This is a genomic window from Pseudundibacterium arcticum (genome assembly GCF_042646465.1).
Lineage (GTDB): Bacteria > Pseudomonadota > Gammaproteobacteria > Burkholderiales > Burkholderiaceae_D > Undibacterium_A > Undibacterium_A arcticum.
In genome coordinates, this window is the sequence record NZ_JBHRTP010000002.1 from 26,632 (window position 1) to 50,409 (window position 23,778).

General features: G+C 57.9%; 19 protein-coding genes and 4 pseudogenes. 14 read left to right on the top strand and 9 right to left on the bottom strand.

The window, feature by feature from the left end; translation table 11 throughout:
- The first annotated feature begins 7 nt into the window (after positions 1–7).
- The 10 genes and pseudogenes from cofD to ACFOFO_RS00350 form a co-directional block, all read left to right on the top strand.
- Positions 8–1,027: a 2-phospho-L-lactate transferase gene (gene cofD, locus ACFOFO_RS00305; RefSeq protein WP_390324941.1), complete on the top strand. Its 1,020-nt coding sequence runs from the start codon at positions 8–10 to the stop codon at positions 1,025–1,027.
- A complete protein-coding gene (gene cofC / locus ACFOFO_RS00310; protein WP_390324939.1) occupies positions 1,024–1,749 on the top strand; it encodes a 2-phospho-L-lactate guanylyltransferase in 726 nt (241 codons plus the stop codon). The genes cofD and cofC overlap by 4 nt, the downstream gene beginning before the upstream one ends.
- Positions 1,694–4,174 (top strand): 5-amino-6-(D-ribitylamino)uracil--L-tyrosine 4-hydroxyphenyl transferase CofH, encoded by a 2,481-nt coding sequence (cofH, locus tag ACFOFO_RS00315; RefSeq protein ID WP_390330483.1) that lies wholly within the window; start codon positions 1,694–1,696, stop codon positions 4,172–4,174. Before cofC ends, cofH begins: the two co-directional genes overlap by 56 nt.
- Positions 4,175–4,331: 157 nt before the next feature.
- Positions 4,332–5,003 carry a carbonate dehydratase gene (gene can, locus ACFOFO_RS00320; RefSeq protein WP_390330485.1) on the top strand — a complete coding sequence of 224 codons (672 nt, stop codon included), beginning with the start codon at positions 4,332–4,334 and terminating at the stop codon, positions 5,001–5,003.
- Positions 5,004–5,019: 16 nt separating this feature from the next.
- Positions 5,020–6,252, top strand: coding sequence for a diaminopropionate ammonia-lyase (locus tag ACFOFO_RS00325; protein ID WP_390330487.1), 1,233 nt, complete (start codon positions 5,020–5,022; stop codon positions 6,250–6,252).
- Positions 6,253–6,323: 71 nt separating this feature from the next.
- Positions 6,324–7,451: a Re/Si-specific NAD(P)(+) transhydrogenase subunit alpha gene (locus ACFOFO_RS00330; protein ID WP_390324936.1), complete on the top strand. Its 1,128-nt coding sequence runs from the start codon at positions 6,324–6,326 to the stop codon at positions 7,449–7,451.
- A complete protein-coding gene (locus ACFOFO_RS00335; protein WP_390324935.1) occupies positions 7,448–7,795 on the top strand; it encodes an aspartate 1-decarboxylase in 348 nt (115 codons plus the stop codon). The genes ACFOFO_RS00330 and ACFOFO_RS00335 overlap by 4 nt, the downstream gene beginning before the upstream one ends.
- Positions 7,796–7,864: 69 nt before the next feature.
- Positions 7,865–8,212 (top strand): NAD(P) transhydrogenase subunit alpha part 2, encoded by a 348-nt coding sequence (locus ACFOFO_RS00340; protein WP_390324933.1) that lies wholly within the window; start codon positions 7,865–7,867, stop codon positions 8,210–8,212.
- A gap of 5 nt (positions 8,213–8,217) precedes the next feature.
- Positions 8,218–9,672 carry an NAD(P)(+) transhydrogenase (Re/Si-specific) subunit beta gene (locus tag ACFOFO_RS00345; RefSeq protein ID WP_390328108.1) on the top strand — a complete coding sequence of 485 codons (1,455 nt, stop codon included), beginning with the start codon at positions 8,218–8,220 and terminating at the stop codon, positions 9,670–9,672.
- 94 nt (positions 9,673–9,766) lie between these two features.
- Positions 9,767–9,950: pseudogene (locus tag ACFOFO_RS00350) on the top strand (XdhC family protein); the annotation flags it as partial.
- Between the two features lie 3 nt (positions 9,951–9,953).
- On the opposite strand, the pseudogene ACFOFO_RS00355 reads toward ACFOFO_RS00350, so the two are convergent.
- Positions 9,954–10,179: pseudogene (locus ACFOFO_RS00355) on the bottom strand (XdhC family protein); the annotation flags it as partial.
- Between the two features lie 5 nt (positions 10,180–10,184).
- Here ACFOFO_RS00355 and ACFOFO_RS00360 point away from each other — a divergent pair.
- The 4 genes and pseudogenes from ACFOFO_RS00360 to ACFOFO_RS00375 form a co-directional block, all read left to right on the top strand.
- Positions 10,185–10,490, top strand: a pseudogene (locus tag ACFOFO_RS00360) (XdhC family protein); the annotation flags it as partial.
- Positions 10,491–10,616: 126 nt separating this feature from the next.
- A complete protein-coding gene (locus tag ACFOFO_RS00365) occupies positions 10,617–12,785 on the top strand; it encodes an FUSC family membrane protein (protein WP_390330489.1) in 2,169 nt (722 codons plus the stop codon).
- A 303-nt stretch (positions 12,786–13,088) separates the two neighbouring features.
- Positions 13,089–13,652, top strand: coding sequence for an NADPH-dependent FMN reductase (locus ACFOFO_RS00370; protein WP_390324929.1), 564 nt, complete (start codon positions 13,089–13,091; stop codon positions 13,650–13,652).
- 82 nt (positions 13,653–13,734) lie between these two features.
- Positions 13,735–14,300: pseudogene (locus tag ACFOFO_RS00375) on the top strand (IS6 family transposase); the annotation flags it as partial.
- Positions 14,301–14,469: 169 nt separating this feature from the next.
- Here the strand turns inward: ACFOFO_RS00375 and ACFOFO_RS00380 are convergent.
- The 8 genes from ACFOFO_RS00380 to ACFOFO_RS00415 all read right to left on the bottom strand — a co-directional run bounded on the left by ACFOFO_RS00380 (position 14,470) and on the right by ACFOFO_RS00415 (position 23,692).
- The gene (locus ACFOFO_RS00380) at positions 14,470–14,655 is read right to left on the bottom strand and encodes a hypothetical protein (protein WP_390324927.1); all 186 of its coding nucleotides are present in this window, start codon (positions 14,653–14,655) and stop codon (positions 14,470–14,472) included.
- A 22-nt stretch (positions 14,656–14,677) separates the two neighbouring features.
- Positions 14,678–15,700: a biotin synthase BioB gene (gene bioB, locus ACFOFO_RS00385; RefSeq protein WP_390330491.1), complete on the bottom strand. Its 1,023-nt coding sequence runs from the start codon at positions 15,698–15,700 to the stop codon at positions 14,678–14,680.
- 357 nt (positions 15,701–16,057) lie between these two features.
- A complete protein-coding gene (locus ACFOFO_RS00390) occupies positions 16,058–17,035 on the bottom strand; it encodes an XdhC family protein (protein ID WP_390324926.1) in 978 nt (325 codons plus the stop codon).
- A gap of 267 nt (positions 17,036–17,302) precedes the next feature.
- On the bottom strand, positions 17,303–19,312 hold the full coding sequence (locus ACFOFO_RS00395) for an acetyl-CoA carboxylase biotin carboxylase subunit (protein WP_390330493.1): 2,010 nt from the start codon (positions 19,310–19,312) through the stop codon (positions 17,303–17,305).
- A gap of 30 nt (positions 19,313–19,342) precedes the next feature.
- The gene (locus ACFOFO_RS00400; RefSeq protein ID WP_390324924.1) at positions 19,343–20,875 is read right to left on the bottom strand and encodes an acyl-CoA carboxylase subunit beta; all 1,533 of its coding nucleotides are present in this window, start codon (positions 20,873–20,875) and stop codon (positions 19,343–19,345) included.
- A 79-nt stretch (positions 20,876–20,954) separates the two neighbouring features.
- On the bottom strand, positions 20,955–21,917 hold the full coding sequence (locus tag ACFOFO_RS00405) for an LLM class flavin-dependent oxidoreductase (RefSeq protein WP_390330495.1): 963 nt from the start codon (positions 21,915–21,917) through the stop codon (positions 20,955–20,957).
- 55 nt (positions 21,918–21,972) lie between these two features.
- Positions 21,973–22,743, bottom strand: coding sequence for a CoA-transferase subunit beta (locus ACFOFO_RS00410; protein WP_390324919.1), 771 nt, complete (start codon positions 22,741–22,743; stop codon positions 21,973–21,975).
- Positions 22,736–23,692 carry a CoA transferase subunit A gene (locus ACFOFO_RS00415; protein WP_390330497.1) on the bottom strand — a complete coding sequence of 319 codons (957 nt, stop codon included), beginning with the start codon at positions 23,690–23,692 and terminating at the stop codon, positions 22,736–22,738. The genes ACFOFO_RS00410 and ACFOFO_RS00415 overlap by 8 nt, the downstream gene beginning before the upstream one ends.
- Between the last annotated feature and the right edge of the window lie 86 nt (positions 23,693–23,778).

Consider the following 23,778-nt stretch of genomic DNA (forward strand, 5'->3'; position numbering starts at 1 on the left):
GGCATTCATGACATCGTACAAAGAAGATCGGTCCTCGCCAAGTGAGCGACCTGGGCGGGTGGTGGCACTGTGCGGCGGCGTGGGTGGGGCCAAGCTCGCATTGGGTCTCGAAACGCTGCTCAGCTCCGGGCAATTGACGGTGGCTGTCAATACCGGTGATGATTTCGAGTATCTCGGCCTGCGTATTTCGCCCGACCTAGATACCGTCCTGTACACCCTTGCCGGTTTGAGCGATCAAACGCGCGGCTGGGGACGCGCCGGTGAAACCTGGAATTTCATGGCCGCACTGCAGGAACTCGGCGGTGAATCCTGGTTCTCGCTAGGCGACCGTGATCTGGCGCTGCATGTGGAACGCACACGCCGCCTGCTGGCCGGCGAAACGCTGACTGCCGTTATGGGCGAGATCGCCCATCGAACCGGTGTGAAAGCGCGGATTTTGCCAATGACTGAAGAGCCGGTACGTACCATCGTGCATACCGCGGATGGCGAATTGCCGTTCCAGCAGTATTTCGTCAAGCACGCCTGCAAGCCGGCGGTGTCCGAAATCACATTTTCCGGCGCTGACGATGCCGTCGCACATCCGGCACTCCTCGACGCACTTGCTCATCCCGATCTGACTGCAATCGTCATTTGTCCGTCCAATCCTTACCTTAGCATTGACCCGATTCTCGCGGTACCCGGCATCCGTGCAGCATTGCAGCGTTCAGTCGCGCCTGTCATCGTCGTATCGCCGATCGTAGGTGGGCAAGCTGTCAAAGGACCGACGGCAAAAATCATGACTGAGCTTGGGATCAGCGTCACCTCACGCTCGGTTGCCGAGCATTATCGCGACCTGATCGATGGCCTGGTCATTGATCACAGCGACGCGGCAGAGGCGAACGAACTTGCCATGCCCGTGCAGATTGCACGGACTCTGATGCAGACCGCAGATGACAAGCAACGTCTGGCCCAGGCCGTACTGGACTTCGCACAGGTGCTGACCGACCAGGCTGCAGCTAGCACCCGATTGAGGGGGAGCCACCGATGAAACGCGCGCTGCTCTGGGCCGTAGTCCCGGTCAAATCGTTCGCATGCGCGAAGCAGCGCCTGATGTCGCTTCTTTCTTCACAGGAGCGTGCGGGCCTGGCTCGGGCGATGTTTGAGGATGTGCTGCGCGTTTTGGCACACAGTCCGCACCTCGCGGGTACGATCGTCGTGACCAGCGATGCCGATGCCATAGCGATCGCCCACGCCGCCGGCGTGGGAGTGCTCGACGATAGCGCCAATGCAGGGCTCGTTCCGGCCGTTCAGCTCGCGGCGCAGCATCTTGCCTGCGCAAAGCGAGCTGGCATGCTGGTGGTCCCCGCCGATCTGCCACTCATCACAGCCGCCGATATCGAGTTGATCGCGCTGGCCCACCAGGTCTCGCCGTCGATCACACTGGTGGCCGCCAGCAACGATGGCGGCACCAACGCGCTGGCATGCTCGCCGCCGGCCGCCTTGCCATTCTGCTTTGGCGAAGACAGCTTCCGTCGCCATCGCGATGCGGCCTTGTCACTTGGGCTCGTGCCGAGGGTGCTGACGTTACCGCGTTTCGGCCGCGACATTGACCGGCCAGACGATCTGTTCGCATTCCTCCAGCATCCTTCGCCGACGCGAAGCTACGCCTACCTCACCAATAGGGGTATCGCACAACGACTGCGCCATCGTCAGCTTGAACGCACCGAATTCACCCGCGCCGAACCCGTCGCGCTCTACCAAAAGGGATGACACGTCTATGACTACGCCAATGCTTACACAATATGACCGGCTTTCGCGCATTCAGGCTCATACTCTGCCGGTCATCGATCTTAAAGTTCTGACGCGGGCCGCGGCCTTACGCCGGGATGCAGCCCATGGCCTCGTTATCTCTTACTCGCGCAAAGTCTTTATCCCCTTGACGCAATTGTGCCGCGACGTTTGTCATTACTGCACCTTCGCCCACGCTCCGCGCAAGGGAGAGCCAGCTTACCTGTCGATCGAGAGGGTGCTGGCGATCGCCCGGGCCGGCGCAGCCGCAGGTTGCAAGGAAGCACTCTTCACGCTGGGCGACAAGCCGGAGGACCGGTACCACGTGGCGCGGGAAGAGCTGTCGCGCCTGGGGCATGATTCAACTCTGTCTTATCTGGCCGAGGCAGCACGCGTGGTGTTCAACGAGACCGGTCTGCTGCCGCACCTCAACCCCGGCCTGCTTGACGCCTCCGACCTCGCAGCGCTGCGACAGGTCTCCGTCTCGCAGGGGATCATGCTGGAGAGCTCCTCGGAGCGCCTGTGCGAGCGCGGTGGCCCGCATTTTGGTTCGCCGGACAAGAATCCTGCAGCTCGGCTCGAAACCATCCGCCTGGCGGGCGAGGCCGGTGTACCGTTTACGACAGGTATCCTGATCGGCATCGGCGAGACGCGCGAGGAACGCATTGATGCACTGCTGGCATTGCGCGACTTGCAGGACCAGTTCGGGCACATTCAGGAGATCATCATCCAGAATTTCAGGCCTAAGGCAGGCACGCTGATGGTCAACGCTCCTGCCCCGTCGCTGGAAGAGCATCTCTGGACGATAGCCGCAGCCCGGCTCATCTTTGAACCGTCGATGAACATTCAGGCACCGCCGAATCTGAGTCCCGGCGCGCTGCGTCCGCTGGTCGATGCGGGCATTAATGACTGGGGCGGCGTGTCTCCGGTGACCCCCGATCACGTCAATCCGGAAGCCCCGTGGCCGCATCTCGACGCACTGGCACGCGCAACCACGGCAGCTGGCAAAGAATTGACCGAGCGCCTCGCCATTTATCCTGCCTACGCGCGTGAGCTGGAGCGCTGGGTCGATCCGGCATTCCGCACCGCAGTCCTGCACCGGGCCGACAGCGATGGCTTTCCCCGTACCGATAGCTGGTCACCGGGCGCACAGGAAGATCCGCCTTTGGCCGATCTCAGTCTGATCGGGGAAAAATTGACCACCGTGCATGGTGAAGTCGAACACATTCTGGCGCGCGCCCAGGCTGGCGCAACACTCACGGAAGCGGAGATTGTGCGGTTGTTCCGCGCCCGCGGCAAGGAGTTCACGGCGGTATGCGCAGCAGCTGACGCGCTGAGAAAAGAGATGAACGGTGACGTGGTGAGCTTCGTCGTCAATCGCAATATCAACTACACGAATATCTGCGCCTACCGTTGCCAGTTTTGTGCATTTGCCAAAGGGAAGACCACTGAAGATCTGCGCGGTAAACCCTACGACCTGCCACTGGAAGAAATTCAGCGGCGCGTGCGCGAAGCATGGGATCGCGGCGCAACCGAAGTCTGCATGCAGGGTGGCATCCATCCGTCGTACACGGGCGCGACCTATCTCGAGATCTGCCGCGCGGTCAAGGCGGAAGCACCGGGCATGCATGTGCACGCATTTTCTCCGCTTGAGGTGTGGCAAGGCGCCCGGACACTGGGCATCCCGTTGCGGGACTATCTCGCGCAGCTGAAGGCGGCGGGTCTTGGCACGCTGCCGGGAACCGCCGCCGAAATTCTCGATGATGAAGTGCGCCGCGTCATTTGCCACGACAAGGTGACGACGGCAGAATGGCTGGAAGTCATGCGCACTGCGCACGGCCTGGGCTTGCGCAGCACGTCGACGATCATGTTCGGCCACATGGAAAAGTTCGAGCACTGGGCGCGCCATCTATTGCGACTGCGTGCACTGCAGGTGGAAACCGGCGGCATCACGGAATTCGTGCCGCTCCCCTTCGTGCACATGGAATCGCCGATCTACCGCAAAGGCAAGGCACGCCGGGGCCCGTCCTTCCGCGAAACGGTGCTGATGCACGCGGTGGGCCGTCTTGCCTTGCATCCTGTCATTCCGAACATTCAGGCGTCCTGGGTCAAGCTTGGCGCGGAAGGCGTGAAAGCGTGCCTGCGAGCCGGCGTCAACGATATGGGCGGCACTCTGATGAACGAGACCATTTCCCGCTCGGCAGGCGCCTCGCACGGTCAGGAGATGACAGCGATGGAGATGGAAGCGTTGCTCGAATCGATAGGCCGCATTCCACGCCAACGGACCACGTTGTATGGCACGCCTGCTGATAGCGCGAAAGTGAAGGCGCGAGCCGTGACGACGCCGGTGGAACCGGTGCGAATCGAGTTCAGGAAGAAGGAAATCGCCAGCATCTGTGCAGTCTAGAGGCGCCCGCGGCATAACCCGGTTTTACTGAGCGTTGCATGACAGTCAGCAAAGCTCAGTCCTCACCCCCAACCCCTCTCACGCGAGGGGAGAGGGGAGCATAGTGACAGAAATGGCTGTCAGCCATTTCTGTAAGGATCAATAGGACGAGGCAACGATGGGTCAGTTGGACCACTTATTTCACAATAACCGGCGGTGGGCGGACGAAGTTCGTACCCGTGACCCGGAATTTTTCGAAAGACTATCCCGGCAGCAGGCCCCCGAATACTTGTGGATCGGATGCTCGGACAGTAGGGTTCCCGCCAATACCATCATTGGTCTTCCGCCGGGAGAGATTTTTGTTCACCGCAACTTGGCCAACATGGTCAAGCATTCGGATCTGAACTGTCTTTCGGTGATGCAGTTCGCAATCGACGTGCTGCAAGTCAAGCACGTCATCATCTGCGGACATTACGGTTGCGCCGGCGTCAAGGCATCGCTCTCGGGCGACCGGCTCGGCTTGAGCGACAACTGGCTTGGACAAATGCGCGACATACGAGAGAAGCACGGGCGACTTCTCGATGACTGCGAGAGCGAGGCGCTCAGGCTCGACCGTTTGTGCGAGCTCAACGTTGTCGAACAAGTCGGCTATGCCTGCCAGACCACCGTCGTACAGGATGCATGGCGACGCGGGCAGGCGCTGACTTTGCATGGCTGGGTTTATGGCCTGGAGGATGGATTGCTGCATGACCTGCACGTTTCGACGCCCGACCCGGAAACCTTGAATGCCCGGCTCGGCGCCATCCCGTCAGGACGGGCGCCTTTGGTTACAGACACCGAACTTTATTAACTTTTGAGGAGTACACATGCTAGTTGAGAACAAGTACGCGAACCGCGCTTCCTACAGCGATGATCTGCGGCAGGTAATGAGTGTGGCGAAAGCGGAAGAAAGCCGGCGCTGGCTGTCTTACTGGCCCGAGCTGAGCCATGAAGCGACCCCACTGTGGCATCTGCCGCGTTTGGCGCAAGATCTCAAGCTTGCACGGGTCAGCATCAAGGATGAATCAAAGCGGGCGCTACTCGGCAGCTTCAAGGCCTTGGGCGCCCCAATCGCATTGATTCGCCTGATTCTTCGGCAATGGCCTGACAGCGCGTTCGCGGCCAGGGATCTCTTTCTGGGTCGCCATGCAGACAGGCTGCGCGACTTTACCGTCATCAGCGCGACCGACGGCAATCATGGCCGGGCGCTCGCAGCCGCGGCGAAAAGCGTTGGCTGCCGTTGCGTGATCGTTTTACACCACAACGTCAGCGAGGAGCGTGAAGCATCAATCGCTGCCTTCGGGGCGAAGGTCGTCCGGATCGCCGGCAACTACGACGACTCCGTTCAGAAGGCCGCACGCCTCGCCCGGGAAAACGGGTGGTACGTCGTATCGGATACCTCGTACGATGGTTATGAAGAGATCCCGCGGGATGTCATGCAAGGATATGGGACGATTGCGGCGGAATTGCTGGCGCAGGAAGGGACTGCGCCGGATGATCCCTGCCCTTATACGCACGTCTTTTTGCAAGGTGGAGTCGGCGGCCTGGCCGCAGGCATTGTCAGCTACTTCAGCGAGCTTTATGGGGAGCGACGGCCGACCTTCATCGTCGTCGAGCCGCAACAAGCGGATTGCCTGTATCAAAGTGCGATCCAGGGCCGCGCGGCAAAGGCAACCGGTTCAGTCGACTCGGTGATGGCCGGTCTTGCCTGCGGCGAGACCTCGCCGCTTGCATGGAGATTTTTGCAACCTGCGGTTGATTTCTTCGAAACTGTCACCGACGACGATGCGGTAGAAGCGATGCGCTTGCTTGCAGCGGGCAGCGCCGACGATATTCCGATCGTAAGCGGGGAGTCCGGCGCCGCGGGTCTTGCCGGTCTCGTTCACTTGACGCGTTCACCCGAGCTGCGGCAAAGAACCGGGCTTGGACCCGAGTCCAGGATCTTGCTCATTAATACTGAAGGCGCTACGGCCCCGTCGGTCTACGAGCACCTGGTGGGACAATCGGCTGACACCGTTCTGGCGAGCCAGGTGAGTTGGTGTCGCCACGCGAGCGCCTGATCGCGTGCCGCGACCAGAACAAGACCAGCACTTCGAACCGAATTAACCTACCTTTTGCAAAGATTCCAACTATGCGCATAGGCATCCCACTGGAGACAGCGGCAGGCGAAACCCGCTTCGCCGCGACCCCGGAGACGGTCAAGAAATATGTGGCTCAGGGCCATCAGGTTACCGTGCAGTTCCATGCGGGGGTTGCCGCAAGCTTAACGGATGCGGCATATCAGGCAGCCGGCGCCGCCATGGGCAGCGCCGCCGACGCCTTCGGCGCGCCACTGGTGCTGAAAGTGCGCGCGCCCAGTCTTGAGGAGCGATCGCTGCTGCCCTCCGGCACGGTGGTAGTGGGCATGTTGAACCCCTTTGATGCCGACAATATCGCCGCCATGGCCGGGTGTGGCCTGACTGCCTTTGCGCTGGAAGCGGCGCCGCGCATCACACGCGCGCAATCGATGGATGTGCTCTCGTCGCAAGCCAATATCGCCGGCTACAAGGCGGTGCTGCTGGCGGCCAACACTTACCAGCGCTTCATGCCGATGCTGATGACGGCCGCCGGCACCGTGAAAGCGGTGCGCATGCTGGTCATGGGGGTCGGTGTGGCCGGCTTGCAAGCCATTGCCACGGCCAAGCGCCTGGGCGCCGTGATCGAAGCGTCGGATGTGCGCCCGCCGGTCAAGGAACAGGTGGAGTCGCTGGGTGCGAAATTCATCGATGTGCCGTTCATTACCGATGAAGAAAGGGAAATTGCGCAAGGGGTCGGCGGCTATGCGCGCGCCATGCCGGCGGACTGGATGCGCCGGCAAGCCGAACTGGTGCATGAGCGCGCCAGATTGTCCGACATCATCATCACCACCGCCCTGATCCCGGGGCGCCGTGCGCCGGTCTTGATTGGCGAAGAGACGGTCAAGGCGATGAAGCCGGGTTCCGTGATCGTCGACATGGCGGTGGAACAGGGCGGCAATTGCCCGCTGTCGGAACTAGGCAAGACGGTTACGAAACACGGCGTGCACATCATCGGGCAGCCCGATCTGGCCACGCTGTTGGCAGCGGACGCGTCGGCGCTGTATGCGCGCAACGTGCTCGACTTCCTAAAGCTGATCATCGACAAGGATGCCAATCTGGCGCTGAATCGCGACGATGAAATCGTCGCCGCCACGCTGTTGTGCCATGGCGGCGAAGTGCTGCGTAAATGGCAGCAACAATGAACCGTATCGTGCTGCGCGCCAACATCCGTCAGGTCACATCGATCCAGTGTGGCCGATACCCCGAGGGATCCTGCGGCATTGACGAAGCCCTGTTGGAAAAAATTGATGTCGGAGAGTTCGAAAAGATCGAGCTGCACAACGTCAATAGTGGTGAACGTGTTCCGACCTATTTCATTCGCGACAAGCGGGGGACAGGCGATATTTCATTTAACTCATCAGCGGTTTGTAACTGGCTTGTCGGAGATTTTTTCATTATTTATGCCTCAGACTTTTCAAACAATGCGAAGCCTGTACCCAAAGGGGTAGGTCGCTTCGTCGGATCTGATACCAAATTACCAGACTGAAGAAATAGCAGAAGACGAAGCCCTAGGCGCAGATCAAAGTTTTGTCTCCATCAAACATAAGAGGACATCATGGAAGTCAGTCACACCATCATCAATCTCATCATCTTCGTGCTGGCGATTTACGTCGGCTACCACGTGGTCTGGACCGTCACGCCGGCCTTGCATACGCCATTGATGGCGGTGACCAATGCCATTTCCGCCATCATCATCGTCGGCGCCATGCTGGCCGCGGGCCTGACCGAAGGCGCGCTCGGCCAGACCATGGGCACCTTGGCCGTGGCACTGGCGGCAGTCAACGTCTTCGGCGGCTTTTTGGTTACCCAGCGCATGCTGGAAATGTTCAAGAAAAAAGAACCGAAAGCGTTGCCCAAGGCGGCTGCACCGGCGGGTGTATTGGCGAACGAAGGAAGCAAATAATGGACATGACCTTCGTGAGCATGAACCTGGTGACGCTGTTGTACCTGATCGCCTCGGTGTGTTTCATCCAGGCCTTGAAAGGTTTGTCGCATCCGGCCTCGGCGCGGCGCGGCAATGCCTTTGGCATGAGCGGCATGGCCATTGCCACCGTCACCACTGTCGTCCTGATCATCAAGCTGCTGGCGCAGGCGCCGGCAGCCGGCATCGGACTGTGGCTGGTGCTGCTGGGCTTGGTGGTGGGCGGCAGCATCGGCGCCGTGCTGGCCAAGCGCGTCGAGATGACGAAAATGCCGGAACTGGTGGCGGCGATGCATTCGCTGATCGGCTTGGCCGCGGTCTGCATCGCGGTGGCGGCGGTGGCCGAGCCGTGGGCATTCAATATCGCCACGAAAGACACGGCGATTCCGTTTGGCAACCGGCTCGAACTCTTCATCGGCACCTTTGTCGGCGCCATCACCTTTTCCGGTTCCGTGATTGCCTTTGGCAAGCTCGCCGGCAAATACAAGTTCCGCCTGTTCCAGGGCGCGCCGGTCAGTTTCAAGGGGCAGCACTTCGTCAACCTGGTGCTGGCAGTGGCCATGGTCGGCTTTGGTCTGATCTTTTGCTTTGCCCCCGGCACCCAATCGGCCTGGACGCCGTTTTTGCTGATGACGGCGACCGCTTTCGTGCTGGGGGTGTTGATCATCATACCGATCGGCGGCGCCGACATGCCGGTGGTGGTGTCGATGTTGAACAGTTATTCCGGCTGGGCGGCAGCGGGCATCGGCTTTTCGCTCAATAACGCAATGCTGATCATCGCCGGCTCGCTGGTGGGCTCCAGCGGCGCGATCTTGTCGTACATCATGTGCCGCGCCATGAACCGCTCGTTTTTCAACGTGCTGCTGGGCGGCTTTGGCGGCAAAGCGGCCACCGCTGCCAGCGGCAGCCAGGATGTGCGGCCGGTCAAGTCCGGTTCGGCTGATGACGCCGCTTTCCTGATGGGCAACGCGGAGACGGTGATCATCGTGCCCGGCTATGGGCTGGCGGTGGCGCGCGCCCAGCATGCGCTGATGGAGTTGGCGGAAAAGCTCACGCACCATGGCGTGAACGTGAAGTTCGCGATCCACCCGGTCGCGGGCCGCATGCCGGGCCATATGAATGTGCTCCTGGCAGAAGCTGAAGTGCCGTACGAGCAAGTGTTCGAGATGGACGATATCAACAACGAGTTCGGCCAGGCCGACGTCGTGCTGGTGCTGGGCGCCAACGACGTCGTCAATCCGGCGGCGAAGGATCCGACATCGCCGATCGCCGGCATGCCGATTCTGGAAGCCTACAAGGCCAAGACCGTGATCGTCAACAAGCGCTCGATGGCCGCCGGTTACGCCGGACTGGACAACGAACTGTTCTACATGGACAAGACCATGATGGTGTTCGGCGACGCCAAGAAGGTGATTGAGGATATGGTCAAGGCGGTGGGTTGATGTAGTGGGCGCAGGGTGCGCGAGGCGCGCCCGATTTCACCAATGAGTGCATCGATCTCTGAAGGCATTACGTGAATGCAGCCCGTGAATGCAGCCTGAAATCGTCACGTATGGCATTAGTACGGATGAAGCGCATCGGTTTTGCCTGCCATGCGGCGGCACCATCCAGCTTGCGATTGAGCCGTTGGCGGAATGCAGCCGCATCGCCGAATTGCTGCAGCGGCTGAATCGGCACGAACTGGTGGCAGGGCGACTGGATATGTCATCCGGCGCTGTAGCGCCACCAGGTCATCCGGCATGGCATGAACTTCCACGCCGGCCACCTGCCATGCTTCACGATACTCTTCGCGCGGATCGCAAAGCGGTGACATGATAATCCATGCCAAGCGCAATCTACGCAAGGAATCCCGACATATTTTCGGCGCCGATGACAAACAGCCGCCAGCGTGGCCCATGGATTGTCGTCAGTACCGCTTTCGATACCTGCGAGCTTATGCCGCTAGTCGCCGGCGGTGCTGGAAATGAAGCTGGACAGCCGCAGCGCAGTTGTCGCCTTGACGCATGACCCGAAGCTGGACGATCTGGCGCTGATGGAGGCATTGAAGTCGGACGCGTTCTACGTCGGCGCGATCGGCTCAAGGTCGAACAACGCCAGGCGCCGCGAACGGCTGAAGGAATTCGACCTGACCGATGCACAGTTGGCCAGGCTGCATGGACCAATCGGGCTATATATCGGCAGCAAGACGCCGTCCGAAATTGAGATTTCCACTCTGGCCGAATTGACCGCTGCAAAAAAACGGCTTCGTTTTATCCGATGAAGTTCGTATCGAGGGAGCGAAGAAAGCGTCGCAAAAGAACCCAACGGCGCCGGAGAATGCAAATGACCCAACTTAAGCGTTAAACCGTGTCCGACTATACGGGCTAGATTACAGGATCATTCTCGCATGCACTATGCCCTCGATCTGCGGACCTTCCTCTTCAGTCACTATTTTTATACAGGATTACGTGTAGCCACAGGCGTCATAGGACTAACCGTTCTTATTCTATCCTGCACGGACTTGCCGACCGCCATGACTGTTTGTATCGGTGCCTTGTGCGCCAGCGTGATGGACTTGCCAAGTCCCCTGCGGCATAAATTTACCGAAATGCTGACCAGCGTGCTGCTGTGTTCGACGGTGACGTTGATTATTAGCCTGTGCGCGCGCAATTACTGGCTGCTCGGTTTGATGCTGATAGTGGTGACCTTCCTGGCTAGCATGATGGTCGTATATGGCAGAAAGACCATGCCTTTGCAGTTTTCCGTACTGTTGGCCATGACGCTGTCGATGGCAAATGGGTTGGCCGCCTCCCATGCATTTTTTCACAGCGCATTGTTTCTGACCGGGGGTCTAGTGTACCTGGCCTATGCCATGGCAGTGTCCTGGTTCCTGCGGCGCCGAACCAAACAGCAAGTGCTGGCTGAAGCGCTGTTTGCGCTGGCGCGGTATATCAGGATCAAGGCTGACTTTTACGATACGCGCGTAAGTTCGAATGATCATTTCAATCTGCTTGTGCGCCAGCAGATCGAATTGGCGGACAGACAAGAGGCTGCGCGCGACCTGATTCTGCGCGGTCACCAAAACGAGCTGGATGCCGTCCTGCTGCAAGTGCATTCCGGCACGCTGGATATGTACGAACTGATTCTGTCGACCTGTACCGATTATGCCGTGCTGCGGCAGCATTTCGCCGATGCAGACGTCTTGATCTCTCTAGGCGGCCTTGTGAGAAAAATAGCGAGGGATATTGAATCGATCGCCTTCGCACTGACGCGCAATCGCGCTTCCGTCGCCAACAGCGGCTACGATGGCGAGCTGCAAGCAATCAGGGCAGTGTTGCAATTGCTCGAGCAAAAAAACTGCCGCTACGCGCACTCGGAAGCGGTGATCGCATTGCGCGCGTCCTATAACAAAGCACGCGCCGCCATCGACATGATGGGCCAGTTGCATCTGGCCACGCAAACCATGGTCCGACCGCTGGCGGCTTTTGCCGGTGCGGATATGACAGTGTTCCTGACGCGGCAAAAATATGGACCTCGCCTCCTGGTATCGAACCTGCATTGGAAATCGCCTGTCTTCCGCTTCGCCCTGCGCGTGGCAATGGCGGTTGCCGTTGGGTTGATGGTCACGCAGCAGCTGTCATATGCGTCCCATGGTTACTGGATCTTGCTAACCATTATCATCATCCTCAAACCCAGCTTCAGCATGACTAAACGACGACGTGGCGACCGTTTGATCGGCACTGTCGTCGGATGCGTCGTGACAGCCGTGATTTTGCATTTCATTCACCAGCCGATAGCATTGTTCGGGTTTCTATTCGTGGCGACTGTGGCAGTGCCTGCCTTTGTCTACATAAAATATCGCTACACCGCGATTGCGGCCAGCATGCAGATTCTTCTGCAATTCAGTTTGCTGCTACCCAGCAGTACCCATCTGATCAACGAGCGCCTGATCGATACGGCCGCAGGCGTTGCAATCGCCTCCCTCTTCAGCTTTGTATTGCCGAGTTGGGAATATCGTGCGCTGCCACAGCTGATCAGAAACGTCCTTCGGCAAAACCAGCGCTATATTGAAGCAAGCAGGGGCTTGCTGCAAGCCGAAGTGGCCGATGATTTCATCTATCGCCTTTGTCGCAAACGAATCATGGATTGCCTTGCGGAGTTGGGCGCGGCATTGGTTCGGATGCTGGATGAACCCGTCAGCAAGCATCGATCGGTGGAGGACATCAATCAATTCATCGCGCGAAATTACCTCGTTGTCGCACATGTCGCCGCGATCCGCCTACTGCTGCGCAGCCACCCTGAAGGATTGCCGGAGGCGTCAGTCGACGTGGAACGGGCCTGCGACCGGGTACGGGACACGCTGGCGCAGGCGCTACAGAGCCTGGAACGACCCGCGCCCCCTATCGAGCAGCCGGAAATGGTCACTGATCCCCGGCATACCTGTGCGCTATCGGAAAAAGAAACGTGGCCGGCCCGCCGGCTGCTCCAGCGACACATAGGATTGCTTCAAGCAGATGCAGCCGACATCGCCGTTCGCAGCGTGACGATTGACCGCATACTGCGCCTGCATGATTAGCTGCGAAAGACCCAGGCGTGGCCGGTCGACAAAGTCGCCGCATTGTTCGAACTGCCGTTAAACGATTTGCTGAATCGCGCGCAGCAGGTGCATCGCGACCATTTCGCGAAAAGCGAAACGTGCGTTCAATACGCTGACGTAGCAGTTCTTCTCATCGCAGCGTATACTGGATAATAGAATCATTTTATATTTAAATGAATGTTGGTCGATATCCTTCTAATCATGTAGTTGGAATACTGACGGACCGTATTTCCATCTCTCTCGGACAACCAATCTCGGATCGAATAGCGAATAGTGACGAAAATGAATAAAAAACCTCGACCAATTAAAGTTGTGGCTATTTCAGGCAGCCTGCAAGCTGCTTCCCGGGATACAGCGCTGCTTCGTCTTGCCAGCAGCTTAGCACCGGAATGCATGGAGATTACCTTATATGACGGTATTGGCGATCTTCCGCTATTTAATCCTGACCTCGATACCGCAGCACTGTCTTCATTAGTTGAGTTCCGGGCTCGACTGGATGAATCAGACGGAGTACTAATAGCAAGTCCAGAACATGCCCATGGAGTGCCCGGAGTACTGAAGAATGCACTTGACTGGATTATAGAGACTAAGGAAATTGCGAATAAACCGATCGCGATACTAAATGCCTCGCCACGCACAATGCTTGCACAAAAAAACCTGACCGAGATATTAACGGCGATGGACGGGCGTATCGTTCCGGAGGCGTCAATCATTGTGCCGCTCGCTAGTGATAACTTGAATGAGACCAAAATCATTTCGAGCCCTAAAGTATCGAGTGCAATACATTCAGCGGTTTTAGCATTTGCCGTAGCAATTGATCGTTTTAGATCTGAAGCGAGTGAGTAGGGTTCTGTCGCATCAGGCGTAATCGTCAAGGCGTTCGGGTAGACTGCAGCGTTTGAATGACCCGGCATGCTGGATCAAAGGGATGTGCTTTCCGATCGACGTTATTCTGGTGTGCATCCGCTGGTACGCGGCGTATCCGTTGAGCTACCGGCATCTCGAAGAAATGATGGAGGAGCGCGGTGTGTTCGTTGATCACTCGTCGATCAACCGTTGGGCGATCCGATTCCTGCCATTGCTTGAAAAAGTCTTCCGCAAGCACAAGCGCCCAACTGGGGGCCGCTGGCGGATGGATGAAACGTACATCAAGGTGAAAGGGGGGCTGGAAATATCTCTAGCGCGCTGTTGACAAGGAAGGTAAAACGGTCGACTTCCTCTTGACAGCAAGCCGCGACAAGGAGCTGCCATGCGCTTCTTTGGCAAGGCCATGCAGGATAATGGTGTCCCTGAAAAATCGCCATGGATAAAAGCGGCGCCAACAAAGCTGCTATCGATGAGATCAATGCCGGCAGGGAAATCCCGATGGTGGTTCGTCAGGTCAAATATCTCAACAACATCGTCGAGCAAGACCATCGTGCAATCAAACACGTGACCAGGTCGATGCTCAACTTCAAATCCTTCCGCTTGGCCAGAAATGTGTTTGCCGGAATCCCCCGGTGTCAGAATAGTTGTCGCGTCATCTGATTGATTGAAATCATATCGGGGGCGGGCAAAAGAGACGGGTATGCTGCGATCCGTCAAGAAAGACTAACGATCTGGCAAAAATCCGCTTGAATTCGCGCAATTCCGCGCGTGCCCCCGACCCACTGCCGTTGGCCCATCAGCTCGCTCGCTGGGCCGAAAAACTGGGATCGCGCAGCACGTTTGCGACATCCGTATAGTTCGTCAGCAGCCATGCCCCTCCACAAAATTCCTTACTCCAATGAAGCGGCCCTGCGGCACGCAACGCATGGTAGGTTGGATAAGGATCAATTAAGAAGGCAGAATTGATGAAGGTTGTATCCATTATCTTTTAACTTAAAATGGCACTACGATGTCGGTTTGCATCCATCATCGGCTGCGCCGACGCGGGTACGCAAGCCCAGCTTGGCGAGCAGCGCGCGATCGTCGTCGGTTTCCGGGTTGCCGGTGGTCAGCAACTTGTCGCCATAAAAAATCGAATTGGCACCGGCCAGGAAACACAGCGCCTGCACCGCTTCACCCATTTGCCGCCGCCCGGCCGACAAACGCACCCGCGCCTTCGGCATCGTGATCCGCGCCACCGCGATGGTGCGCACGAATTCAAACGGATCGAGCGCTTCGGTGCCATGCAGCGGCGTGCCTTCGACCTGCACCAGATGATTGACCGGCACCGATTCCGGATACGGATTCAGGTTCGCCAATTGCGCGATCAGGCCGGCGCGTTGACGGCGCGATTCGCCCATGCCGACGATGCCGCCGCAGCACACTTTCAAGCCCGCATGGCGCACGCGGCCCAGCGTATCGAGACGGTCCTGATATTCACGGGTCGAGATCACGTTGTTGTAGAACTCCGGCGCGGTGTCGAGGTTATGGTTGTAATAATCGAGACCAGCTTGTTTCAGGCGATCGGCCTGGCCTTCTTCCAGCATGCCGAGCGTGGCGCAGGTTTCCAGACCGAGTGCCTTGACTCCGCGCACCATCTCTTCGACCTTCTTCATGTCACGCTCTTTCGGCGAGCGCCAGGCTGCGCCCATACAGAAACGGGTCGCGCCGTTGGCCTTGGCTTCACAGGCCGCGGCTAACACTTCCTCCAGCGGCATGATTTTTTTGGCTACGACGCCGGTGTCGAAGCGCGCCGCTTGCGGGCAGTAGCCGCAATCTTCCTCGCAACCGCCGGTCTTGATCGACAGCAGCGTCGCCAACTCGACATCACCAGAATCAAAATTTGCGCGATGTACCTGCTGCGCCTGATACATGAGGTCATTAAACCGCATCTCGAATAACGCTAATACCTCATCGACTGGCCAGGCAGCGCCATGCGATGGCGTGATTGCAGGTGCAACAGGATGAAAAGTGACAGGTTGCAACATGACAATAACCTTTTCGCTTCAGGATGGAATAGGGGAATGGGGCGCGACAAGAATGCAAGTAAAATCAGCTACGAAGAGAACCTTCCTGTCCTCTTCCGATCATTCGCTAAAGGAAGCCTAAGCATGTTACTTAAAATCGATCGTTTATCCGTACCCGTCTGCGCGGTGTTGCACAAACTCCCCCAATGAAACTTCTGCGCCTTTCTGCAAAAAAATGCCCATATAATTAAAGTTGGCGGAAGAAAAGCTTGCAATTGAAATGACAGTGACGACGCGATGCTGTGGAATTTCAAGTACCGCTTACTTTCGAACTCCGCTAGGTATCTGCAGTTTGCTGGCGGACATGACCGGGTGGAGCTAGGAAATGCAAGCGCTTGCTCCGATGGCTACCGCCGTCGTAACCTGATTTCGCACACTGATAATTTCGGCCATTATCGAGACTGCGATCTCAGCCGGAGTCCGGCTGCCGATGCGCAAGCCGACAGGTCCGTATAATCGGTTAATTTCGCATGTCGCCAAATCAAATAAAGCAAGGCGCTCGCGGCGATTTTTTTGATTTTCCCGAGAGCCGAGTGCGCCAACGTAAAAGGCAGGTGACTTGAGCGCCTCGAGCAGAGCCATATCGTCAAGCTTGGGGTCGTGAGTTAGGGCCACAATGGCCGTGCGACAATCGGGTTCAATGTGCACCACCGCGTCGTCAGGCATGATGGTCAACAAGTCGGTGCTGGATACCGACCAGCCACGATAGAACTCATCGCGAGGATCGCACACTATCACATGAAAATCTAATGCCTTGGCGATCTCGGCGGCAATCGAAGACGTCTGCCCAGCCCCGATCAGCAGCAGACGCCAGCGCGGGCCAAACAGACATCGAAACCATCCGCTCTCCAGGCCGCAAAGGTCATTGTTACGTGCCGGGGCAAGCGTGTGCGCACCCGTGTTCAAGTCTATGGTGCGCATCACGAGTTGATGCCCTGCGATAGCGTCAAGGACTTCATGGACCCATAGTGCATCGGTCAGCGGTTCTACAATGAGCCGAAGGGTGCCGCCGCAGGGCAGGCCGAAGCGGGCAGCTTCTTCCCGTGTGACGCCATATGTAACGGTCGTCAAGGCTGCCGGCATACCATCTCGGCGCAGCCGTTCGATTAGATCGTCCTCGACGCAACCGCCCGATACCGAGCCCATGACCCGGCCATCCTCATGCAAGCACAGCATAGCGCCGACCGGCCGTGGCGACGAACCCCAGGTTTCGGCAACGGTGACCAGCGCAACCGCGTGGCCTTGTCGTCGCCAGTCGGCTGCTGCCTGTAGCGTGGAAAAATTTTCAGAATCCATGTTCTTCCTTTTGACCGTATCCTTACCGTATCCTTAATTCCCACGCGGTGGCCAACACGGGGACCGTTCGACTCACCAGGTGCGACCGACCGGATACAGCATTTTGGCAGTCGGGACGAACGGAAAAATCGCGAAAATGAATCTAAGCGCATCCCCTTGGCAACGTAGCGTCGTTACCACACTGACCGCAGCGTGCTGCTTGCCGTCCAGACTCCCAACATTCCTACCATGCCAGGTAGTTCTGTAATGCAGTTCCACTGCCGATGTTCATGCAAACTCCATGATCACGGCCTCCGCTGCCAGGAGGTCTCCTGTTCTAACGCTGATTTTCGACACGACCCCGGTCCGCGCTGCATGCAATGTGGTCTCCATCTTCATCGCCTCGATGACGCATAGCGGGTCACCAGCCTTAACCTCTTGGCCGACCTCTACCGCTATCAACATGATGACGCCTGCCATCGGACAGTGAAGCTGCGTGTCGGCGGCGTCGACCTTTTTCGAGGGCATGAAAGTAATGAGTTCGGCTTCGCGACGCGTGAAGACACGCGCTTTGACGTGCGTACCGGCATGCGCCAGTGTCATCCCGTTCAGGACGGGACGTACTTGAACCGCCATGTTCTCGGCGTCGACCGTGCCGCACCAAACAAGTTGACCTGGCCGCCAGTCAGACACAACGATATGAGCGGGTTCCTCGTCGCGGTCGAAGCGAACTAGGCAGCCATCGGACGTAGTTTCCACCGATACGTCGAAGCGTGCCGCATGGAGCATCACCACGCGTTCGCGTCGATGCGGCCTTGCTAGCATGCCCCGTACCGACTTGGAAATCGCATGTTGTCTGACGGCAGAAAGGTCGTCGATTGCCGCAGCCACGGCTGCCAACCTCCGTGCCAGGCACCCCGTAGGTTCCGATAGCGCGAAGCCCCCTTTAAACTCTTCTGCGATGAACGCCGTTGAGAGATTACCTGCGTGCCATCGGGGGTGGCGCATGAGCGCGGAAAGAAAGGGGATGTTATGGCGAATGCCGTCGATCACGAAAGCGTCGAGGGCATGGCACTGCGATGCGATCGCCTGCTGGCGCGTCGGCGCGTGCGTGACGAGTTTGGCTATCATGGGGTCGTAGTGGACGGATATTTCTCCGCCCTCATACACGCCCGTATCATTACGCAGAGTGATGCCCTGATGGGTGCCTTCGGCAGGGGGGCGGTAGCTCACGAGACGGCCAGTCGCCGGCATGAAATTGTTTGTCGGGTCTTCGGCGTAGATACGGCTCTCGACAGCCCAGCCGTTGAGTTTCACGTCAGCCTGCGTAAGCGCGAGCTTGCCTCCGGCCGCAACATGGATCATCTGTTCGACCAGATCGATACCCGTGATCAGTTCCGTCACTGGATGTTCGACTTGCAGACGCGTGTTCATCTCGAGGAAGTAGAACGAGCCGTCTTGCCCCGCAACGAATTCGACGGTGCCCGCCGAGTCGTATCCTACCGCTCTGGCCAGCGCCACGGCCTGGTCACCCATTTTTTTGCGCATTGCGTCGTTGAGAAACGGTGACGGCGCTTCTTCGATGACCTTCTGGTTGCGTCGCTGAATCGAGCACTCGCGTTCGCCGAGATAAATGAGGTTGCCGTGCTTGTCGCCGAGTATCTGTATTTCGATGTGACGCGGATCGACAATGAATTTCTCGACGAAGACGCGATCATCTCCGAACGAGGATGCCGCTTCGGATTTGGCGCGCGCGAAACCGTCGGCAACCTCGGACGCCGAGTAGGCGATACGCATGCCTTTTCCGCCGCCACCGGCAGAGGCCTTGATCATAACCGGGTAGCCTATCTCGTCGGCGATCTGCACCGCGTGATCCGGATCGGCGATGACGCCGAGATAGCCGGGAATGGTCGAGACATGCGCGGCGCTGGCGCACTTTTTCGACTCGATTTTGTCACCCATGGCCTCCATGGCCTTCGGATTGGGCCCGATGAAAACCAACTCAGCCGCCTGCAACGCCTTGGCGAACGCGGCTCGCTCGGACAAAAAACCATAGCCGGGATGGACTGCGTCCGCGTTCGTCCGCCGGCAGGCGGCAATGATCTTTTCCATGACCAAGTAGGACTCACCGGCAGCGGCGGGTCCTATATGCACTGATTCGTCGGCCATTTCGACATGTAGCGCCCGCTTGTCGGCATCCGAGTAGACGGCAACCGTCTTAATGCCCATGCGGCGCGCGGTCTTGATGATCCGGCATGCGATTTCGCCACGGTTGGCGATAAGAATTTTTGAAAACATGGATCTTGTTGTTATCCGTGATTCATGCGGTTATAGGGGAATGTTGTCGTGCTTGCGCCACGGTTGCTCGCTCGTCTTGCGCACCAGCGCAGCAAGTGCCTGCGCAATGTGCCGCCTGGTCTGACAAGGCATGATGATGTCATCGACATAGCCTTGTTTTGCTGCGGCAAAAGACGAGTTGAAACATTCTTCGTACTTCTTTACGCGCTCCGCGACTTGATCCGGATCATTTTCGGTGCAGCCGTCGATTATTGCCAAGGCACTCTTCGCGCTCATGAGCCCGATGTGCGCAGTGGGCCACACATAATTCACGTCGGCTCCGATATGCTTGGAGCCCATAATGGTATATGCGGCGCCGAATGCCTTGCGGGTGACTACGGTAACCAGCGGCACGGTCGCCTGCGAAAAAGCGAATAACAGCTTGGCGCCGTGCTTGATGAGGCCACCATGTTCCTGCGATGTGCCTGGCAGGAAACCCGGAACGTCAACCAACGTGACGACGGGTATACCGAAAGCATCGCAAAAGCGCACGAAGCGAGCCGCCTTGCGTGCAGCGTCGGAGTCAAGCACGCCGGCAAGCACCATGGGCTGATTCGCGACGATGCCTATGGTGCGCCCTGCGATGCGCCCGAATCCGGTCACGATATTGGATGCAAACATCGCCTGGATCTCGAAGAAGTCGCCTTCATCCACCACCTTGAGGATCAGCTCCTTGATGTCGTAGGGCTGGTCCGGGTCTTCCGGGATGAGCGTATCAAGCGAGGGCTCGATCCGTTCCCAATCATCAAAGCTGGACCACTCCGGGACGCCATCCAGGTTGTTCGCCGGCAAGAAGTCGACCAGGCGCCGCATCTGTAGAATCGCCGTGACATCGTTATCATAGTTGCTATCTGCCACCGATGATTGCGTGGTATGCACAGAGGCGCCCCCGAGTTCCTCAACGGTAACCGTTTCATTAGTGATGGTTTGCACCACGTCCGGTCCGGTCACAAACATTGAACTCGTATCATTCACCATAAAGACGAAATCAGTCATCGGCGGTGAGAACGCGTCGGCGCCCGGGCATGGGCCCAGAATCACCGAAATCTGGGGAATGACGCCCGACGCTGCCACGCTGCGCCGATACTGCTCGCCGTAGCCTGCAAGTGCCGCCGTACCCTCCTGAACGCGTGCGCCATCGCTGTCGAAAAGCCCGATGAGGGGGGCGCGGTTCTTGAGCGCCAAATCCTGGATCTTGGCAATCTTCCGTGCATGTGATTCGGATAGCGTGCCGTGGAATGCTGAAATATCCTTTGCGAAGAGAAATACCGGGCGTCCGTTGATGGTGCCCTGGCAGGTGATGACGCCATCACCCGGCATCTTGTTCGCCGCCATCCCGAAGTCCGCGCACCGATGTTCCACAAACATGTCAAACTCAATGCAGGACCCTTGGTCGAGTAGTAGCTCGACACGCTCCCGCGCAGTGAGCTTGCCGCGTGCGTGATGTGCGGCGATGCGTTCCGCACCGCCGCCGAGCAAAGCTTGCTCTCGGCGTTGTGCGAGTTGGTTGTGATTGGCTTTCATCCGAATTTCCTTCAGTTGTCCAACCCAACGCCATTTACGCATTCATCGAAAAAAACAGTCCTACGCAAGACGGCGCGCGTCACGCCTGAAATGCCCTAAGTTGCGGGATGATTTCCTTCGCGATGATCTCGCACTGGTTCATCTCGTACTTGTAGGGAACGAAGACGATTTTCTGCACGCCGGCGGCGAGGTGCTCCTTGAGCTGCGCCACGCATTCGTCAACGGTCCCCATGATCGCGCTGTCCATGGTCGATTCGCTTCCCTGTGCAATATCAAAATCCGTGTTCAGCCATTCCATCATCTTTCCCTCCACCGCGGCACGCGATTCGCCGATCATGATTGGAAGCTGCGCGCCATTCATGAGCGTATCTGGATCCTTGCCTGCTTCCGTGGCGTAGTTGCGGATCTTCGCCCACGACTTGGCGAATTTCTCGGGGCGGTAGAAATACGTCAACCATCCGTCGCCTTCCACTGCTGCCCGCTTCAGTACGCGATCGACATAGCCGCCGATCAGGAGCGGCGGACGGGACTTCTGCACTGGCTTCGGATACATCACCCCAGCGGGTATCTTGTGATTGGTCCATTCGCCCTCGACCATGTCCTCGGTCCAGAAGCGTTTCAGAATCTCGAGGTTCTCGCCCATGATCTTGCCGCGCTGGTCGAAAGGCACGCCGACAGCGTCGAACTCGCGCTTGTACCAGCCAGCGGCCATGGCCAGCAGGAGGCGGCCATCGGAGAGCTGATCCATGCTCGAGAGCTGTTTAGCGAGCACCACCGGATTGCGCAGCGGCAGTACCAGAATGCCAGTAGATAGCTTGATCTTTTTGGTGCGGGCGGCAATGGCTGTGAGTAGTGTCAGCGAATCGATGATTGGGAAATTCGGCTGCACGCCCAAGAGGATGTGATCCCAGACCCAAATCGAATCAAAACCCAATTCCTCCATTCTGACGCCGTAGTCGACCAGCGCCTTCGCATCCGGCATTTCCGGATAGGCCGTGAAATTGCGAGCAGCGATACCATACGTGTTATGCAGACCAGCCATGTGTGTTCTCCTGTAAAGTCATTTTCATTCTGAAATTTTGTGAAACATGCAGACGCTATGCGATATAAAGGCGCTCCGGGTCGAGCTCGCGCAGCACACCGAGCTCACGCTCGGTTGGGAGCTCAGTCACTGTGATATCTTGGTCATACGCAAGTCGGAATCCTGTGTTGTCATGAACCTGTTCGATGCTGACGCCCGGATGAAGTGCGACGACCTTCATTTTCTTGCTCCTGTCGTCGAAGCCGAAGATCCCCAGATCCGTCACTACCCGGTACATGCCGCCGGCAAGAAGACCTTGGTCGCGACGCGTCGTACCGCCGTTGAGGAAGCCCGGACTGGTGACGAAGTCAACCTTTTCGACGAAGCGACGCCTTTCATGCTTCATGGCGACGATCATGTGGGTCAGGCTCGAGATGTCGTTGCCGCCGCCGGTGCCCGGCAGACGCGTCTTCGGATTGGCAGGGTTACCGATATACGATGAATTCAGATTGCCGTACATATCGATCTGCGCACCGCCCATGAAGCCGATGTCGACGTATCCACGTTGCAATAGAAGCAGTACGTCGGTACTGCTGAGCACCATATTGGCGCGCTTTGTACAGCGTTGTTCGTTGGTTGATGGCGGTAGTGCACCCGGCTCAATGATCGGACCGACGACCCCCCCCTCGAACAAGATCGTGAGACCGGGGCAACGCAGACGTTGTGCCAGCGTTGCCGACAACAGTGGCACGCCCACTCCGGCGAACACGATTTGTCCTTCCTTGAGTAAACGTGAACTCATTACCGCCAGCAGCTCGCCGGCGGTGAAATTGGCGATATCAGTCATTGAGCAGACTCCTTCCGCGGCGCGAAGCATCCAGTAATTCATCTAATCCAAGAAGACCTAGATAGTCGTTCCATGTCTTTGGCTCGCGAACATAGCGATTCAAATATTCCTCCATTCCGGCAACCGGATCACCATTGGCAAGCGAAGTGTAGTAATCCATGTGCTGGAATAGCGGCTCGTAGACTCCGCTGCATTCGTGCGGTGCCGAGCCAAACGGCACTTCGACCACGGCATCGACGGCGAAAAACGGGATCTTTGTTTGGTCGGGAGCACGCCGGATCTGATCGTTGGAGACGATCCTCTCAGTTGTCAAAATGACCTTGTTCGCGGCCATTGCAAGATCAATGTCCATGAATTGCAAGCCATCCATCTGCGCGTTGCCGTAAGCGTCGCAACGCTGTACGTGAATGATCGCCACGTCCGGATTGAGCGCCGGTACCAGCAACAGGTTTTCACCGGTGAAAGGACAATCGATCTGGCGCGCCTCCGGGCGCTGGCGCATGACATCGGAGCCGAGCATCGAGCGCATGGGCAGGAAGGGTACGCCCATCGCGCCGGCCTTGAAGCGCATGCCCATCGCGAGATGGCTCCACTCGTCATATCGGGCTTTACGACTCTCGACGTAATGGCGCATGACTTTGGACACTCCCCATACGATTCCCTGACTGAACCAGCTGGTAGTGATGTGGTTGCAGATCCCGGACGCGAAGAGCAGATCGCCGTCACTTGAGACGATGCTGCGCGAGATTGAAAGCTCTTTTTTTCGGGCCCGGATCAGCGCCCAGATCATTGCCATCGGGGTGCGTGACAGTGTGCTTCCGCCGATGCCTACCGAGTCCCCATCATTTACCAATGCAGCCGCCTCTTCTAGCGAAAGCACTTTTTCGCGCAGACTTCGATCCCGCTCCGCAAGCTGGCCGCGCAGTTCAAGATAAGATTTAACTTCCATTTTGTCTCCTAGTGTTTTGACATAATCCCCGAGTGGGAGTTACGCGCAGAAGGCGGCGAATCGAATGCCCGGACATGAAATTAAGT

What these genes read in the sequence shown, in the direction of transcription:
- ACFOFO_RS00325 (WP_390330487.1), top strand. Translation starts at nt 5,020, where the DNA reads ATGCTAGTTGAGAACAAGTACGCGAACCGCGCTTCCTACAGCGATGAT.
- ACFOFO_RS00405 (WP_390330495.1), bottom strand. Translation starts at nt 21,917, where the DNA reads ATGGCTGGTCTGCATAACACGTATGGTATCGCTGCTCGCAATTTCACG.
- ACFOFO_RS00330 (WP_390324936.1), top strand. Translation starts at nt 6,324, where the DNA reads ATGCGCATAGGCATCCCACTGGAGACAGCGGCAGGCGAAACCCGCTTC.
- ACFOFO_RS00410 (WP_390324919.1), bottom strand. Translation starts at nt 22,743, where the DNA reads ATGACTGATATCGCCAATTTCACCGCCGGCGAGCTGCTGGCGGTAATG.
- ACFOFO_RS00380 (WP_390324927.1), bottom strand. Translation starts at nt 14,655, where the DNA reads ATGGATACAACCTTCATCAATTCTGCCTTCTTAATTGATCCTTATCCA.
- ACFOFO_RS00345 (WP_390328108.1), top strand. Translation starts at nt 8,218, where the DNA reads ATGACCTTCGTGAGCATGAACCTGGTGACGCTGTTGTACCTGATCGCC.
- bioB (WP_390330491.1), bottom strand. Translation starts at nt 15,700, where the DNA reads ATGTTGCAACCTGTCACTTTTCATCCTGTTGCACCTGCAATCACGCCA.
- ACFOFO_RS00335 (WP_390324935.1), top strand. Translation starts at nt 7,448, where the DNA reads ATGAACCGTATCGTGCTGCGCGCCAACATCCGTCAGGTCACATCGATC.
- ACFOFO_RS00400 (WP_390324924.1), bottom strand. Translation starts at nt 20,875, where the DNA reads ATGAAAGCCAATCACAACCAACTCGCACAACGCCGAGAGCAAGCTTTG.
- can (WP_390330485.1), top strand. Translation starts at nt 4,332, where the DNA reads ATGGGTCAGTTGGACCACTTATTTCACAATAACCGGCGGTGGGCGGAC.
- ACFOFO_RS00395 (WP_390330493.1), bottom strand. Translation starts at nt 19,312, where the DNA reads ATGTTTTCAAAAATTCTTATCGCCAACCGTGGCGAAATCGCATGCCGG.
- ACFOFO_RS00370 (WP_390324929.1), top strand. Translation starts at nt 13,089, where the DNA reads ATGAATAAAAAACCTCGACCAATTAAAGTTGTGGCTATTTCAGGCAGC.
- ACFOFO_RS00390 (WP_390324926.1), bottom strand. Translation starts at nt 17,035, where the DNA reads ATGGATTCTGAAAATTTTTCCACGCTACAGGCAGCAGCCGACTGGCGA.
- ACFOFO_RS00365 (WP_390330489.1), top strand. Translation starts at nt 10,617, where the DNA reads ATGCACTATGCCCTCGATCTGCGGACCTTCCTCTTCAGTCACTATTTT.
- ACFOFO_RS00415 (WP_390330497.1), bottom strand. Translation starts at nt 23,692, where the DNA reads ATGGAAGTTAAATCTTATCTTGAACTGCGCGGCCAGCTTGCGGAGCGG.
- cofD (WP_390324941.1), top strand. Translation starts at nt 8, where the DNA reads ATGACATCGTACAAAGAAGATCGGTCCTCGCCAAGTGAGCGACCTGGG.
- cofC (WP_390324939.1), top strand. Translation starts at nt 1,024, where the DNA reads ATGAAACGCGCGCTGCTCTGGGCCGTAGTCCCGGTCAAATCGTTCGCA.
- ACFOFO_RS00340 (WP_390324933.1), top strand. Translation starts at nt 7,865, where the DNA reads ATGGAAGTCAGTCACACCATCATCAATCTCATCATCTTCGTGCTGGCG.